This window comes from Paenibacillus sp. IITD108 (assembly GCF_036541265.1).
GTDB lineage: Bacteria > Bacillota > Bacilli > Paenibacillales > Paenibacillaceae > Pristimantibacillus.
In genome coordinates this window covers 79864-97211 of record NZ_JAZHCT010000021.1, presented here as the reverse complement: position 1 = coordinate 97211, position 17348 = coordinate 79864, and the positions used below count along the sequence as shown (strand labels likewise).

The window sequence follows — 17348 nt, the reverse complement described above, 5'->3', positions numbered from 1 at the left end:
AAGATATTATGCTTTGGGAATTATTTATAGTATTTCTGAAAATCGGTTTTTTATCCTTTGGCGGAGGTTATGCCGTTATACCTTTAGTACAGTTTGAAGCGATAAACAAGGGCTGGATGAGCAGCACGCAGTTTCAGGAAATTGTTACGATTTCCGGCTCGGCTCCAGGTCCAATCGCGACAAACAGCGCAACGCTGATCGGATATCATACCGCGGGACTTCCTGGCGCTATTATCGCAACGGCGGGTATTGTGCTTCCTTCGCTTATTGTCGTCATCGTTCTTGCAAGCTTCCTGTTTCGCAATAATGAGAGCAGCTGGCTTAAAGCATCCTTTTACGGCTTGAGGCCGGTAGTGACAGGACTTATTATTTATGCAGGGCTGCATTTTGGCTTTCTTGGAAGCGAAGAGCCCTTTTTTGCATGGGCAACGGTAGGCACTATTATATTATGTGCAGCAGGATTTATAGCTGTGTCCGAGTATAAGCTGCATCCATTGCTCGTAATTATTGCATCGGCGGGTGTGGGAATGATTATTTTTTAAATGATAAGCGTTTATAAGTTTTCACAATAAACTTGTTTTTATCATTCATCGGTAAACGCGCTTGTCCAAAGGACGGCGGAGCCGTTTATCCTTGAAAATATAATTAAATGAGCTTAAGCATAGGAAGGGACGGATTAAGCAATGGAGCAAAAACAAGTGCAGCAGCAGCAACAGCAGTTGCAAAAATTACAGCAGCAGGCTGAAAACTTGCAGCAGCAAGAGCAGACGCAAAAAATACAACAGGCTGAAGGCTTGCAGCAAGAGCAGCAAGTGCCTGTCGGGAACAAGCGTACGATATCGAGCAAGCTGATTGTTAAGCAGAGCGCAGACAAGCCAGCCTGCTGCAGTGCAAGCAGAAATGAAATGAAGGCTGATCAAGAAACGGAAGTAGCTGGACAAGCCAATGCTGAGCCTGTCATGCATGCAAGCCGTACAGCAGGGAATACTGCAGACATGGTTTATTTGCAGGGCGGCGAGTTTTTGATGGGAACAAATGATGCAGAAGGCTTTCCTGCTGATGGAGAAGGACCGATCAGGTCGGTAACGGTTGATCCTTTTTATATAGATCCCTATGCAGTTACTAATGAGCAGTTCGCAGCTTTTATTAAAGAGACCGGCTATAAGACTGACGCTGAAAAATTCGGCTGGTCTTATGTTTTCCACCTTCTTTTGTCTGAGGAAGAGTATAAAAAAGTACAAAATGTTCCACAACAGACGCCTTGGTGGTGTGTGGTGGAAGGGGCTGACTGGAATCATCCCGAAGGCCCAGATTCACATATAGAGGATCGCATGAATCACCCTGTCATTCATGTGTCATGGAATGATGCATATTCTTACTGCGAGTGGGCTGGCAAGCGGCTGCCTACAGAAGCGGAGTGGGAGTATGCGGCTAGAGGCGGGCTGGTTGGCCGCAGATATCCGTGGGGCGATGAGCTGAAACAAGACGGTGAGCATCACTGCAATATATGGCAAGGCAAGTTTCCGATCAAAAATCATGCCAGCGACGGCTATATAGGTACTGCTCCGGTAGATGCTTACAAGCCGAATGGCTATGGCTTATACAATATGTCGGGCAATGTATGGGAATGGTGTGCAGATTGGTTTGATCCAAGAAGCTACCAGCTTGACAGCTGTATAAACCCAAAAGGGCCGCGATCAGGCGCTCAACGCTCCATGCGTGGAGGCTCCTATTTATGTCACAAGTCCTACTGCAATCGTTATAGAGTAGCAGCCAGAAGTAAAAATACGCCTGACAGCTCTACAGGGAATATTGGATTCCGTTGTGTGAAATCTGTTTAGCAATCCGTCAAAACGTTCTCCTAATAGCAGTTACATTCAGACTGCTATTTGAGAGGGCGTTTTTGTATTTTATCGGTAAACGCTTCTTTCAAAGAATGGCGAAGGAGTCTCCCTTATTTTGTCATATGACAAAAAAGGTGACTGTATTCACTACAGAAATACAATAATTAACTATATACTTATGAAAACAGCGCAAGCAATCGTTATCAAATAAAACCGGTCGCTCGAGCAAGCGACCGGCTAATAAGTTTAAAAAAGCTACGCTCTGCGAGCTTTCTTTCTATCATACATATTGTTGTCAGCAATATTGATTAGCGCTTGGCCATCAATAGCATCTTCAGGAAAGAAGCTTATGCCGATGCTCATGCCGAGCGAGCTCAGGCCATATTTGGCTTGGCTGCTGACGAACTGGTCGTGCATGTGCTTGGTCAGCAGCTCTATTTCTTTATTGCCCGTAAAATTTTCTATAAAAAGAATAAACTCATCGCCGCCCATTCTGGCTGCAGTCCCCTTATGTTGTACAGCATCTTTAATAATTGCCGCTGTTGCTTGTAAAGCTTCATCACCTGCAAGGTGGCCGAAGTTGTCATTGAGCAGCTTGATGCGATCAAGATCAATCAGCATTAACGCAATCCTGGATTTATTTTGTTTGGCGCGCAAAATAGCTTCATCCAGCTTTTCATAAAAAAAGCGGCGGTTAGGCAAGCGTGTCAGCGGATCGTGATAAGCCAAAAATATAATTTCCTCCTGGTACTGCTTCTGAACACTAATGTCGCGAAGGATAAAAAGAATATGCTGTTCATTGTCTACCCATACATAATCAGCGTTGACAAGGATTGCGATCCGCTTTTCTTGGTAACTTATCTCGGTTTCATATTCATGAATGACCTGTTTATTACTAATTTTTTCTTTTAAATGGTCATCCAGAAGTGAGATGAATTGGGACTGCGTGATTTGCAGCATCGCTAATAACTGCTCAGCCTTAGGATTCGCATTTTTTATCATGCCTTTGAAATCCATTAGCATAATAGAGTCGGGATTCATATTAAATAGCTTCTCGTAACGCTTATCATATAAGTTCAAAAAATCGTATTTTTTCATCGTATGGCGTAGGAAGTAGCACCAAACCATGCCGCTGTATAAATAAGGATATGGCGGAAGCATGTCGCCATAATTGATATACCCGAAAATTACATGCCATAATATAGCGACGGTTACACCAAAAATTAATTGCTTATAAATCGCTTTCTGCTCGGGCAGCGCAGATTTCTTTAGCGCAATAAATAGCGGTATGATATATAAAATGTTATTGCCGATACTTGCTGACATAGCAATATAATAACCAGAGTTGTATACAGGCAGGTTCCACATGCCGGATTGCACGAATTCCTGCGCAGATATAAGTCTGGCACCGGTTACAAGATTGATAATTACGAAAATGGCAGGCAAATAAAAAACATACGGGTAAAGCCAGCGCGGCATGCTCTTATCCAGGTGAGTGAATTTGATCAGAAAATGAAAGCCAATGCCGGGTATGAGCAAGCCGACGCTGCTCAGCCAAACGGCCGAAAGCATGGGGCTGTACTCAACCGATAGTTGATTTCTTATATATTCCTCTGAAAACAAAAGTAAATAGCAAATGCAAATGACGCTAAGTAGTATATGCTCTGTTTTTTTTCTATTGCGAAGCAGCACATCGGTCGCCATATAAATGAAAAAGAAAATTGGAATACCGTAGCAAATAAATAGCAGCAGAGCTTTTTCCAATGTCATATGTGCACACCTGTACTTTCTAATGAAGTGAAAAGGCAATTTCTATTTATTTTATACGAAACGAAGCCATTTGTATTTATACAAAAAATGAAATTTGGTAGGATTATAGAAAATATTATTTTCTAATCGTGTAAATAAAACTTAAGCGCGATCAAGAAGGCAGGTAACCGTCATGTTCCAGTATCCCGGCTATCGTGTATTAGAGGAAATAGAGTTTGATTCGGACATAACTATATATAGAATGGTCAGAATGGATGATGGCGCCGAAGTGTTGGCCAAAGTAGCTGCCAATTACAACTCCGGAGATTCCGTCATTGTTGCCTTCGAAAATGAATATGCTTGTCTTCTCCATTTGGCAGGCATAGGCGCTCCGAAGCCCTTGCAGCTGTATACCTCTGCGCAGAGGCCTGTCTTGCTGATGGATGATCCGGGCGGATTATCGCTTGCGCAGCTTATTCGCGAGAAAAGAACAGAAATGAAGCTTGATGAGCTATTAAAGGTGTCAATCGCGTTGGCAGATTGCTTAAGGCGTATTCATTTTGCGGGAATTAACCTTTATGGATTCCATACAAATTATTTTTGGGTCAGCCAGGATCTTAGCCAAGTATATGCAATGGATTTTAGAACTAGCGCGATCACAGCCGGAAAGACCGTGGATTGGCAATACGCGGGTGCTGACCGGCTGCTGTCTTATATATCACCGGAACTTACGGGGAGAACGGATAACAAACCGGATTACCGCTCCGATATTTATTCAATCGGTATGATTTTATATGAATGGCTGGCGGGCGGTCTGCCTTTTGCTACGGATAATGTGCTTGATATGGTTTATTATCATTTGGCTGTAACGCCAGAGCCTGTACATACAACGAACAAAGCAATTCCGAGGATCGTATCGAGCATTGTGAGCAAATGCTTGGAAAAGATGCCGGATGCACGTTATAAAAGCGTATCGGGATTGCGCTCGGATTTGGAGGAGTGCTTGGTACAATTTCGTGTAATGGGAAGAATCAAGCCATTTGGATTGGCCAAGCATGATTTTGCCATCCCTGAGCTGCGGCTGAATGATTCTATGGTGCGTCTTGCGGAACGCAGCAAGCTGATAGCTGCGCTGGAACGGGCGGCAAGCGGAAGCACAGAAGCTGTCATGTTAAATGGCGATGCCGGTTCAGGGAAAAGCGCATTAGTAAGGGACATGCTGCGCAAGGCTGAGACAGGCAGGCGGTTAGTTATAAGATTAAAGCTGAGCTATAAAGAGGAAGCATGCGAGTCCTTCTATATATGGATAAAGCTGCTTACTCAGCTTGTTGATCAGCTGCTCACGCTAAATCAAGAGCAGCTGGATATTTGGCGGTCTCCATTAATGGGCGCAGTACAAGGCAATGAAGAGACTATTGCCAGGCTGATTCCGCGCATTGAGCTGATTATCGGCAAAGCAGGCAGCGAGCAATGGGATGAGCAGAATAACAATAGCCTGCAGAATACGTTTACGAAGCTGTTACAGGTATTTGTAGACATACACCATATGATTATATTTTTTGTGCATGGGATACAGTGGGCGGATAAGGCCTCTCTGCAATTTTTGCAGCATGTGATAAGCGAGGCTGGCATTAAACGATTATTTATTGTCGGTGCATTTCAAATAGATCCATACGATGACAGCCGATCACAAGATTATGAGCGTATAAATCGAATAGAGCGCATTGACTTGCTGCCCTATTCTGAGCAGCAGCTGCAATTGCTGCTGGCAGATGCTTTAGCTTGCCATCCAGAGCAGCTGCATGAGCTGGTCCCGGCTATTGCTCACATAACAGAAGGCCATCCGCGCAAGCTTAAAAAATTGTTGGCGGAGCTGGAGGAACAGCAGCTGCTTCAATATAATCAGCTTGCTGGAGTGTGGGATTGGGATATAGAAGCGATTCGTATGCTTCATACAGCTGAGGCCGCTGATACGCAAAGGATATGGAGCGCGAAGCTGCAGCAATTGCCCGGGGAAACGGCTTTTATATTAAGCAGAGCGGCTTTTTTTGGCAGCGGCTTTAAATTGGAATCACTTTCGGTAATAACGAAAAAGCCGATCAGCATGCTGCAGGAGTGGGCTGAGAATGCAGTGAGCAATCGCCTGCTTCTATGCGAGCATCAGATGGAGGAGAAGATATACAGCTTTTTGCAGGTGGAATTGCTGCAGGCGGCTTATGCTCTTGTGCCTGACAGTGAAGGCAGGGCTATTCATTTGCAAATCGGCATGCTGCTTGACGGGCAGCGGGCAGAAGGAAAGCCGATTGATTTGTTTGCTGTGCTTGACCATCTGGACAAAGGCGAAGGCGACGATGTATATAAGGATCCGCTTACTAAACGGCGTCTGGGCGAGCTTAATTTTGAAGCGGGAATGCATGCCAAAAAGAAGCAGTCCATTGAAGCGGCGCGGCCTTATTTGCGTAAAGCGACTGCGCTGCTCACCGATGATGGCTGGGAGCATTGCTATGCGATTACGTACCAGGCGTTCGTCGAAAGAGCTGAGGCTGAATACTGCTGCATGAATAATGGAGAAGCAGAACGATTGCTGCAGATTGTATTGCTGCATGCTGCCAATGAGCTGGATATGGCTGGAGCTTACAGCCTGCTCATAAAACTTGCGCTGCAGCAGTGGAACTTGACCAAGGCGACGGAACTGGGCGGCAAAGCATTAAGCTTGCTTGGTTTTCCTATTACAGAAAAAACAAGTGCGGTAAACGGGCATTTGGAGTGGCTGCGAGTTAGCCGTAAGGCATTAAGATATGCGCAAATGCAATTCGACCCATTTCCAGTCATGACAGATCGGCGGATACAAGCAGTAATGGAGCTGCTTGCCGCAACCAGCTATGCATTTTTCGCAAACAATGAAATATATTGGACACGCGCTATGCTCACAATGGTAGAGCTGACGATGGATTACGGCTTTGCCCTGGAGTCTGCTTATGGCTTCGCCGGCTTTGCCCTTTTGCTTGAAAAAAGAAACGGTAATCCTTCTGACATTTACTACTGGGGTAAGCTTGCCCTTGAAATCGTGCAAAATGAGGATCAATTAAAGCTTCATGTTTATTCGATTTTAACCTTATGCTACAACAGCTGGCGCAGCCTTGAGCCTGATTATTTACTTCAATTCAACGACATTTTGAAAGGATCGGCGGCTAGCTCTCCGGCAGCAGCTGCATGGCATTTGGAGCAAAGCATTTTGCTGAATTGCTTGTATCGGCTGCAGAGCGGCCATCTGGTAAGAGATACGTATTCTACGCTGCTTGCCAGCCTGCAGGCAATGCCAATGAATGAAAAATATATGGCCGGTACAGAAATCAAACAGTTTGCAAAGCTGTTATGCGAGCTGTCTGACTACCGCTTGCCTGAACAGCTATTCGGCGGGACTGACAGCAATGAGCTTGAGGACGGTTCCGTTCCTGACAGAAATCTCCCTTTTATAATTAGAGAACGGCTTCATTATTACGAGCTGGTTGCTCGTTATATAAAGAGGGATTATGAGGGCGCCAGAGCGATATTAGCACAGAACAAAGCTTCATTTGAAAACAATAAATTGGGAACGATTGACGAAGCGTACTTTCATTTTTTTCACGTTCTAACGCTTAAGGAATTGTATAATCAGCACAGCAAGAAGGAACGCAGTGAAGACATGAAGCAAATTCGTTCTTCCATTAAAGCTGTCAAGCAAAAAGCAAACCGCAGCAGCGCGCTTTATTTTGCTAAATATTTATGTATGCAGGCTGTGCTAGCGGCGTTGCTGGGCAGGCATCGACAGGCTGAGCAACTATTCGAGCTAGCGTTTATTGAAGCGACTAAGCATGAGCAGCTGTTTGATATTGCTGTCATTGCTGAAAGCTTTGCCCGTTATGGCATGACACGCCAGAAGCATGGTCTGGTAAAGCTTTATGTATACGAAGCCCATGATGCTTATTTGAGATGGGGGGCAACCAGAAAGGCCGCTTTTTTGGAGCAGGAGTTTGCCCATATATGGCATTTGCCAAAACAAAACGCATTAGAGAAAATAGATTATGTATCGGTTATTTTGTCAGCGCAGGCGTTGTCAGGCGAAATAGAGATGGATAAGCTTCTGCAAGCTATCATGCATATCATGCTGCAAAATGCAGGAGCTGAGTATGGGGCGCTCGTAATTGAGCAGGAAGGCAGCTGGTCGATTGAAGCATCAGGCACGATTGATGCGCTTCAAATACGATCTATCGCGCTGTCTGAAGCCGGACAAATTGTTCCTGTCCCAATTATTGAGTATACAGCGAGAACGCTGGAGGAGCTGGTCATTCATGATGCAGCCGGCCATCATATATTTGAGCAGCTTGAATATGTAAAAAAGAAGCAGCTAAAATCAGTGCTTTGCCTGCCGATTATGCACCAGAGCAAGCTGGTTTGTGTGCTTTATTTGGAGAATGCTCTTTCAACCGGAGTGTTTAAGCAGGAAAGATTGAATGTATTGCGCTTGTTAAGCGCGCAAGGAGCGATTTCCTTGTCTAATGCCAAGCTTTACTCCAGCATCCAGTATTTGAAAAACAGCCTTGAGGATCAGGTAGTGCAGCGTACGCGCAGCTTGGAAAGATCGATGGAAACGACATCCGAGGCGCTGGCAGAGATGACGGTATATGCTGAACGAAACCGCATAGCGCAGGAAATTCATGATATTGTCGGCCATACGCTTACCTCTACGATTGTACAAATAGAAGCGGGCAAGCGCCTCATGCTTAAAGATAAAGAGGGAGCCTATGAACGCTTGCAGGAAGCGCAGGATTTGGTGCGTCACAGTCTTAGTGAAATCCGGCATTCCGTCCATATGCTGAAGGAAGATAAATATTATAATATGGAGGCAGTACTGCAGCAGCTTATAGCAGATACGATGCACAATACCGGCGTGACGATTGATGTGCGTATGGAGCCGCTGCCGCAGCTGCCCGCACTGCATAAAAAGTTAATTTATCATGCCTTGCAGGAAGGCTTGACGAATGGGATTCGCCACGGCGGCTGCAGCTCCTTTCAGTTTGTGCTTGAGAATGACGGCAGCACCGTTTCATTTATACTGACCGATAATGGTGTTGGAGCGGAAGAGATGGAGCTCGGTTTTGGGCTGAAAATGATGCATGACCGCGTCGAGCAGTTGAAGGGTGAGCTGAGCATTAATACGAAATTAAATGAAGGCTGTACGCTTCAGATTAAGCTGCCTTATATGTTTTAAGGCGCCGAGGAAGTGATAAATATGATTAAAATTTTAGTCGTTGATGATCAAATGCTAACTAGAGAAGGACTGCGTACCATACTTGATTTGGAGGACGAATTTGAAGTTGTGGGCGTAGCCGGCAACGGTCAAGAGGCATGTGATTTAGTAGAATCTCTCAAGCCCGATCTCGTTATGATGGATATACAGATGCCGGTTATGGATGGCATTACTGCGCTTAAGCATATTAAAAGCAAGTTTCCGCAAGTGTTTGTTTTAATATTGACGACGTTTTTAGAGGATCATTACATTGTTGACGGGATGGCTGGCGGCGCAAGCGGCTATATTTTGAAGGATTTGGACGCAGATAAAATGATTGCAGCTATTCATGATACGGTTCAAGGCAATTTTATTTTGCCTGCGCCGGTAGCAGCGAGGCTCGCCAGTAAGATTACGGATCTGTCGCAGCAAAATAAGCTGCCGGATTCCTCTGCAATTGTGCTGACGAGCCGTGAGCAGGAGCTTGCCAAGCTATTGCTCAAAGGCTACAGCAATCGTGAAATTTCTGCCGCTCTATATATTGCAGAAGGCACAGCTCGTAATTATATAAGTAATCTTTATAGCAAGCTGGAAGTGATCGACCGGGTACAAGCGATAGTCAAGCTGCAGCAGATTATGTCTTAGTATGATGAAGCATGTGGAGGGCTGTAATATGCAGGAGATTAACGATAATGGCTTGAGGGGCTGTTTATTCGATCAGAAAAAAGTGCTTATAACAGGTGCGGGAGCCGGCATCGGCCGTGCGCTTGCACTTGCTTACGGGGAGGCCGGGGCAACAGTTATTGCAGTCGACCGCAATCCGAGCCGTTTGGAGGAGACAGCCGAGCTGCTGAAGAGCAAGCAGGTGCAGCACGCCGTTTACGTTATTGATATAAGCAACCCGCAGCAAATAGAGCAGTTATTTTCACTCATAGAGGCTGCTTACGGAAAGCTTGATATTATGATCAACAATGCAGGCTTTGGCATTTGGAGCTCGCCTTATGATTTGACGGTGGAGCAGTGGGACGATGTGCTGCATACTAATTTAAGAGGCGCTTTTTTGTGCTCGCGCGAGGCGGCTAAGCTAATGCGGGGACAAGGAGGCGGAGCAATTATCAATATCGCTTCTACGAGAGCGGCGATGTCGGAGCCGAATTTTGAAGCGTATGCTGCTTCCAAGGGCGGCCTTGTTGCTCTTACTCATGCTCTTGCCGTATCGCTTGGACCAGATAAAATTACCGTAAATGCGATTAGTCCGGGCTGGATAGAAACGATCGATTACGGCGAGCTGCGCCCTGTTGATCACTTGCAGCATCCTTCCGGGCGGGTTGGCAAGCCGGAGGATATCGTAAAGGCATGCTTTTATTTGACCCAGCCTGATAATGATTTTGTGACGGGCGCTGATCTTGTTGTCGATGGAGGCATGACGAAAAAGATGATCTACGTGGAGTAGCTCAGACCATTTTATCCTTTACAGAGGTTAGTTCATCAAAAAAATTGGGCTACAACAGCGGTCGGAATCCCAAACTTGATCGTAGTAGCATCCCTTTCGATTGCTTATTGCCCTATCCACAATTAATCGACACCCTGAAAAAATATTTCTAAACACTATTATTATATTGAAATAAAAAATTGTTACTTCTATAATAAATAATAGCTGGAAACGGTATAGAGGAAAACAATTGGAGAGGGTGTTTAGCAATGCTTCAGAGGTACAGCAACGAATCTTCAAAGCTCGTAGTCGGTCTAATGTCAGGCACTTCACTGGATGGGATTGATGCCGCAATCGTCCGGATAGAAGGGAGCGGCTATGACGCCAAAGCTGAGCTGGTCCATTTCTACAGTGCGGGATACGAGGACAGCTTGCGCCAGCAGCTGAAAACTTTATGTACGGTTGAACACTCAAATGTAGCATTAGTATGCGGCATGAATTTTTATATGGGCAATTTGTTTGCCGATGCGGCGCTTGCTGCTATTTCGGATGCAGGATTGTCCGTTCAAGATATTGACTTGATCAGCACGCATGGTCAAACGGTATGGCATATTCCTCAGGATGATCCTAATTCTATTTATTTGCAGCGCTCTACTTTGCAGATTGGCGACATATCGGTTATTGCGAAGAAGACGGGCATACCGGTAGTCGGCGATTTCCGCACAGCGGATATGGCAGTTGGCGGACAGGGAGCGCCGCTTGCTCCGTATGGGGATTTTGTACTGTTCAGGCACCCTCAGCAAGCGAGGCTGCTGCAAAATATAGGCGGGATAGGCAATTGCGCTGTTATTCCAGCTGCTGCAGAGCCGAATCAGGTAACCGCTTTCGACACGGGCCCCGGCAATATGGTCATTGACCAGGTCGTATACCAGTTGACCAATGGCCAAAAAACCTATGATGTGAGCGGAGATTGGGCAGCCAGCGGAGAAGTGCATATGGGCTTGGTAAGCGAAATGATGCAGCATCCTTATTTCGCCATGAAGCCGCCGAAGTCAACAGGTCGCGAGCTGTTTGGCATTGGCTATGCCGCTGAATTTATTGCCAAAGCTCGCAGCTATAGCTTGAAGGATGCCGACATTGTGGCTACAGCGACAGCATTTACGGCGCATACGATAGCGGATTCCTGCAAGCAGCATGTGCTGCCGTTTACGAATATTGACCAAATTATTGTCAGCGGCGGCGGAGCGTTCAACAAAACGCTGCTGCGTATGCTTGGGGAGCTGCTGCCTGAGCAGCAGGTGCTTACCGCCGATGAGGCAGGCGTCTCCTCCGATGCGAAGGAAGCTATTATATTTGCGCTGCTGGGCAATGATTTTATGTATGAGAAATGCAATAACATGCCATCTGCTACAGGAGCAAGCACCGCAACTGTAATGGGAAAGCTTGCTTTGCCTTGATTGGAATTTGCAGTAACAAACGGAGCTTGTTAAGGGAAAGAGTTCGCCTTTGGAAGACAATTTGCTTATGGAAGGCAGTTCGCTAGATTGGCGGCGCTGGGGAGATATTCCTGCGCCGCCATTTTTGATTTTCAGCCAAATTTCGCTCTAACGGTTGCCCACGCCGCTATTTCAGCTTGTTTAGGCATTTTAATTTTGTAACGGCTGCCACGAGCGTTATTTCATCATTTTGCATAGAAAATAGTGATTTATACTTGATTAAGCGCCACTGCAACCGTTAGAAAATTTGATCCTCGATTTTCGCATGAATAGCGTCTGTTGCAACCGTTAGCTGGAGACTGTCGATTATTTGCGGATAGTTTCAAAAAGATTCTTGCTCCCTGTTTCCTCTTTCTCATTGCTTATCAATAGTTGCACACAATTAATCGACGCTCAGAAGTCGCCCTATGTTTCGAATATGTCATTGACTGCAATTTCAAGGCCTTCAAAAAAGCGGGATCGCAACACTTCATTTGACCGGTATGCAGCAAATTCTTCGATAGTAAAATCCTCAAAGCTATACACTAAAACGGAAAGCTTATCGGGATCGATGATCCAAAATTCCCTTACCCCTGATAACATAAATGTATTCAGCTTATCAATCATATCTTTGGAGCGGGTGCTTTTTGATAATATTTCGATACAAAGCGTTGGAGTGCCCATATATTTGTCTTTTTCATTCACTGCCATATCGTAATCACAAACAATGAGCAAGTCTGGCTGCATGACATCAGGTGTGTCCAGGTCTTTTTTAAAGAAATGTACATCAAAAGGAGCATAAAAAGCCTTACACTTCTTTCCTTTAAAATATGCCCGCAGATGAACATATAGATTTCCTGAAATATCCTGATGGAAGGTGCTAGGGGAAGCGAGCAGAATAATTTCGCCGTTGATATACTCCATCCGAAGCTCACTATTTTCGTAAATCTCCATAAACTCTTCATAAGAGACCTTCTTGCCGCTGTACTGATAGTCTTGTGCTCGTTCCTTCACTTTAAAATATCGTTCGATTCGAGAAATGTATGGCGTCAATCGTGCGAATTTATTTCCGTTCTTTGTGATGACAATTTCATTATCTTCTGCTGCATATTCTAAATACTTGCCCAGATTTGTTTTGAACTCAGTTGCTGTAATGATTTTTGTCGTATCTTTGATTTCAATCACCTCGTAACATTATTGTCCAAAGATCATACGATTAATATATCATATCGATCGACTAATGGCAAAATACCGCACGAGAGATGCTGTGCTTGCCGTTCGATCACGTAGAAACGTGCGAACCTATCGAGAAATGTGCAGGCGCGGTATACCACAATAAGTCGACAGCCCCGATTAGTGCATTATCACATAATTAATGTAATTTTTTTGTCATAATTTGATGTCAATCTGATTAAAGGCTGTTAGAATAAAATAGAATACTGTCGTTGCTTGCGCTTACAATTGCCAAAAAGTGCATGGATAAGGGAGGAAATGCACATAAAACTAAAACATTTACATGCCATTATAACGTTGCTATTTGTAGTTCTGCTGCAGCAAAACGTGCTGTCAGCACTGGAACTGCGCATGCAAGACAAATGGCTGCAGCATACAAGGCCTATAGACACTCGTATATCTATATTGGCTATTGATGAGGAAAGCTTGCTTGAAATTGGGCAATGGCCTTGGGATCGAAGAGTCTACGCTCAGTTAATTGAATATTTATCGGAAGGAAATCCGGCTGTAATCGGACTTGATATTACCTTCCCGTTGCCATCGGATGATAGCGATGAGAATGAGGCATTTGTTAACGCTGTCCGGGAGGCGGGCAATGTAGTGTTAGCCCGTTATGGGGTGTTTGATGAGTATGCGCAGCGTGGCATGATTGAAGCGCTCGAGCTGTATGAGCCTTTCCCGGAGCTTAAGGAAGCGGCTGCAGCGCTTGGTCATTTGAATACGATTCCAGACAGTGACAGTGTGGTCCGCAAATCATTGCTCAGATTTGCCTATAATGGCGAGCAGATTGACAGCTTCTCCTGGGTTATTGCCAACAAATATATGGAGCATACAGGACAACGGATTGAGCAGGCGGATGTGCCTCTTGATCCTTTTGAACGCTTTCATATCGCTTATGCCGGCAAGCCTCAGCAATTTGAAGTTATTCCGTTCTCGATGGTGCTGCAGGGGGATGTGCCGGCTGACTATTTTGAAGATCGCATCGTTTTGGCGGGACCGTACACCGTTGGCATGAACGACGATTATTTAACCCCGCTGGACAGCAAGCAAAGCATGTTTGGAGTGGAGATCCACGCGAACATTATTCAATCTATTTTGGAGCAGCATTATAAAAAAGAGCTGGACTGGAAATGGGATGGGGCTATATTAATTGCCGTCGCGCTGATTGCTTATTGGCTATGCAGATTGCGGTCTGTAATCGGTTCCTTTGCAGCGCTTGCAGCGCTGGCGACAGCTATTTTATTTGCAAGCAGATGGATTTATGACAGCGGAACGATTGTATCATCTGTTTATTTAATAGCCATGTTATTTACGTTCTTCATTGCTTCAGTAGCATATAATTACGTGGTTGAGCTGGCGGAGCGCAAACGAGTGACGCAAATATTTGGCAGATATGTCGCTCCGGAGGTTGTGGACCAGATTTTGAAAAATGGCGAGGAAGGCTTGAAGCTTGGCGGTAGCCGCAAGGAATTAACCGTACTATTTGTCGATATTCGCGGCTTTACGACTTTATCCGAGCGTGTGGAGCCTGAGGAAATTGTAGGCATCCTGAATGAGTACCTTGATTTGACAGCGAATTGTATTTTTAAATTTGGCGGCACGCTTGATAAATTTATCGGCGACGCGACGATGGCGATTTTTAATGCGCCGCTTCCGCTGGAGGATCATGCGATGCAAGCCGTCAGATCGGCATGGGCGATGAAGGAGGGCTCAGCAGAGCTGGAGAAAAAGCTGATGGAGCGCTTCGGAGAAGGGGTTAAATTCGGCATAGGCATACATACTGGACCGGCTGTTGTCGGCAACATCGGTTCCAAGACAAGAATGGATTTCACGGTAATCGGCGATACCGTCAATACAACGGCAAGGCTGGAAAGTTCGGCAAAGCCCGGGCAGATAATAGTAAGCAGCGCAGTATATGAGCTGGTTAAGGAGAGAGTAGATGCCGCATTTCTTGGCGAGATCCAAGTGAAGGGCAAGGAACAGAAGATTGCAATCTATGAATTGGAGGGAATAAAGTGAAGCTTAGCAGAGTGCTCGTTGCAGCTGTATTAATACTCTGCCTAATAGTCCCGCAAGCTATTTTTGCCAAGGACTATGCAAAGGTAGGAAAGGTACTGGAGCTTTCAGGCACCGTTCAAATGAAGAAGGGCGGCGGAGAGAAGCAGTTTTCCGTATTTAAAAATATGTCCTTTACGCAAGGCGATACGTTTACGACAGGACGCAAGAGCAGCCTTAAGCTGCAGGTTGACGATAACAAAGAGGTTACCGTTGCCGCAGATACAAAGCTTGTCATTAGCGAACTGCTCAGCAGCATAAAATCGGAGTCAGGCAAAACCACGCTGTCGCTAGTCGGCGGCAAAGTAAAGGTGAAGATTACTAAAAAGCTGGATGGCGATTCCCGCTTTAATGTAAAAACGCCAACAGCGATTATGGGTGTTATGGGAACGGAATTTTATGTCTATTATGATGGATTAGGAACATGGGTTGGCGTGTTGGAAGGACAAGTGCGAATCGATCTTTCCAATCAAGAAGACGGGGAGCCGATCTTCGTTAATCCGGATGAAAGCTTCCATATGGATGATTCCGGCGCCTGGTCGGTGGAAAAACTGGACAAAATTCAAGAAGCCCGTTTCTATGACGAGGAAGGCATGGCAGACGATGAAGAGGCAGAGAAGCATATTATCGTATATGATCCGCCGGTAAACCCTGGCAGTGGCAGTGGAGGAACCCCAGGCGGCGGCGCACCTTCTTTGATTTCTGTAGATAAGGTTTATGAAGGCAGCGATAAAGTCGATATCAAGTATAACGGCAACGGACAGACGCTGTCGCGGATAATGTTCGTGCAATATTTGGATGGCGGTTTTGGAGAAAAAGGGGTGTATGTGCTTCCCTCTACGATGTACGAAGTGGTAGATAGTCAAACTATACGACTGAACAATGAATACATAGAAAGGGTACAGCAGAATGGACAGGATGTGAAGCAGGAGCTGCTGCTCGAATTCAGTTCAGGGCATATATTAACGGTAGAGCAGCAGTATATTCAAATGCCTAGAATAGATTGGGAGCTTTTTCAAAATCAATTTCATAAGCGCTACAATGAGTCGAATCAAATTGTTATTCCATTTGATCAGCCGATAGAATGGAGCGATGAAATGGTTGACGGCGCGGCACATATTGAAATTGACGGGGACGGCTCGCCAATTAGCATTCCGTTTACAGCAGTAGTAGGAGGAGCTAATTACGACCAGATCATCATTACACTCAGCGAGAAGCTGCCGTTGGATCAGGATTATTATGGGCTTACATTCACGGAAGGGGCGATTAAATCAAGAGGCACTGACAATATTCAGCGGGAACGATTGTTTGAGTCGCTTCCAGTCGTATGGTCAGCTTCAAGACAAATTATTTATTTAGATCAAGCTTCAGAGCTGGCAATTCCGATCTATCCTTATGGCCATACGGCAGATAACCTGTCCATTACACTAGATTATTTCCATGAGGATATATCGGGACCAATAACTATGGAACTTCATGAATCACAACATTATGATCGGCGCACTCTGACGGGAGACCTGTTTGAAATTGTGCTGAACAATACCCTTTTGACAGAGCTGGAATTCGCACAAAGCGCTAGTTTATCCATATATCTAAACGATGAAGACAAGGATAATAGCGTAGATCCGCTAAATATTGAGCTCGTTAAAACTTCAGCGCAATATTGGGAAAATGTAAATTCGTTGGGGAGCGGCGTAGCGGTACAGCTTTTTCCAGGTGTTAATGCCAATCCTCAATTGTTAAAGGACGGCATTTGGCTGGCCAGGGATGGGCGTATGCTTCAGCCTTTATATATGATCGGCTATACGTCTGGCATCAATGGCGGATCGCTGTATATAACAATTCCAGACGGATTAATCAGCACGGTGCCGCTGAAATTTAATACCGGTTTATTTAAAAATGAAGCCACAGGAGTACAATCGCCTGAGCTTTGGACGAATGCAAGCGGGGGACAATCAACCCAAACAGAGCCAGCCTCGTATATCTATATGCTGCGTGATTTGCAGCAGCATGTTGTTTTGAATAATGCAGAGTCGATTGCAAGGCTGACCTATGGCGATGCGGAGGAAGCGGTCCCGAGTTCAGCGTATACAATTCAGACGAAGCCGGGACAGCCGGCTGAAGCGATAATTACATTGAAGAAAAGCTGGCTGGAGCAAGTCTTAGGCCAGTCAGGCAGTGCTGCAAGCTTGAACTTGAATATTTATATTTCAAATGGCGGTCAGCAGGAAGAAAAGGTAGTAACTCAAATATTTAATCGTGTAATATAGATGCGAGAAAAGGGGGTGCAA

At 45.3% G+C, this 17348-nt stretch carries 10 protein-coding genes; 8 read left to right on the top strand and 2 right to left on the bottom strand.

Features of this window, described 5'->3' with window-relative positions; all coding sequences use genetic code 11:
• The first annotated feature begins 8 nt into the window (after positions 1 to 8).
• Both V1L65_RS18440 and V1L65_RS18435 read left to right on the top strand, forming a co-directional pair.
• A complete protein-coding gene (locus V1L65_RS18440; protein WP_331700694.1) occupies positions 9 to 542 on the top strand; it encodes a chromate transporter in 534 nt (177 codons plus the stop codon).
• A gap of 363 nt (positions 543 to 905) precedes the next feature.
• Complete coding sequence (locus V1L65_RS18435; RefSeq protein ID WP_432505353.1) at positions 906 to 1841, top strand: formylglycine-generating enzyme family protein; 936 nt, start codon at positions 906 to 908, stop codon at positions 1839 to 1841.
• A 258-nt stretch (positions 1842 to 2099) separates the two neighbouring features.
• Here the strand turns inward: V1L65_RS18435 and V1L65_RS18430 are convergent, their stop codons facing one another.
• A complete protein-coding gene (locus V1L65_RS18430) occupies positions 2100 to 3614 on the bottom strand; it encodes a sensor domain-containing diguanylate cyclase (RefSeq protein ID WP_331700693.1) in 1515 nt (504 codons plus the stop codon).
• A 172-nt stretch (positions 3615 to 3786) separates the two neighbouring features.
• Between V1L65_RS18430 and V1L65_RS18425 the strand changes: the two genes are divergently transcribed.
• The 4 genes from V1L65_RS18425 to V1L65_RS18410 all read left to right on the top strand — a co-directional run bounded on the left by V1L65_RS18425 (position 3787) and on the right by V1L65_RS18410 (position 11751).
• Positions 3787 to 8844, top strand: a complete 5058-nt coding sequence (locus V1L65_RS18425) for an AAA family ATPase (RefSeq protein WP_331700692.1) — start codon at positions 3787 to 3789, stop codon at positions 8842 to 8844.
• A gap of 21 nt (positions 8845 to 8865) precedes the next feature.
• The gene (locus V1L65_RS18420) at positions 8866 to 9507 is read left to right on the top strand and encodes a response regulator transcription factor (protein ID WP_331700691.1); all 642 of its coding nucleotides are present in this window, start codon (positions 8866 to 8868) and stop codon (positions 9505 to 9507) included.
• Between the two features lie 28 nt (positions 9508 to 9535).
• Positions 9536 to 10315 carry an SDR family NAD(P)-dependent oxidoreductase gene (locus V1L65_RS18415; RefSeq protein ID WP_331700724.1) on the top strand — a complete coding sequence of 260 codons (780 nt, stop codon included), beginning with the start codon at positions 9536 to 9538 and terminating at the stop codon, positions 10313 to 10315.
• A gap of 248 nt (positions 10316 to 10563) precedes the next feature.
• Entirely contained in the window at positions 10564 to 11751 is a 1188-nt protein-coding gene (locus V1L65_RS18410) for an anhydro-N-acetylmuramic acid kinase (protein WP_331700690.1), read from the top strand.
• A 444-nt stretch (positions 11752 to 12195) separates the two neighbouring features.
• On the opposite strand, the gene V1L65_RS18405 is transcribed toward V1L65_RS18410, so the two are convergent.
• Positions 12196 to 12954 carry a type II toxin-antitoxin system Phd/YefM family antitoxin gene (locus V1L65_RS18405; RefSeq protein WP_331700689.1) on the bottom strand — a complete coding sequence of 253 codons (759 nt, stop codon included), beginning with the start codon at positions 12952 to 12954 and terminating at the stop codon, positions 12196 to 12198.
• A 345-nt stretch (positions 12955 to 13299) separates the two neighbouring features.
• Here V1L65_RS18405 and V1L65_RS18400 point away from each other — a divergent pair, with 345 nt between their 5' ends.
• Positions 13300 to 15021 (top strand): CHASE2 domain-containing protein, encoded by a 1722-nt coding sequence (locus V1L65_RS18400; RefSeq protein WP_331700688.1) that lies wholly within the window; start codon positions 13300 to 13302, stop codon positions 15019 to 15021.
• A complete protein-coding gene (locus V1L65_RS18395; protein WP_331700687.1) occupies positions 15018 to 17327 on the top strand; it encodes a FecR family protein in 2310 nt (769 codons plus the stop codon). The genes V1L65_RS18400 and V1L65_RS18395 overlap by 4 nt, the downstream gene beginning before the upstream one ends.
• Positions 17328 to 17348: the final 21 nt, after the last annotated feature.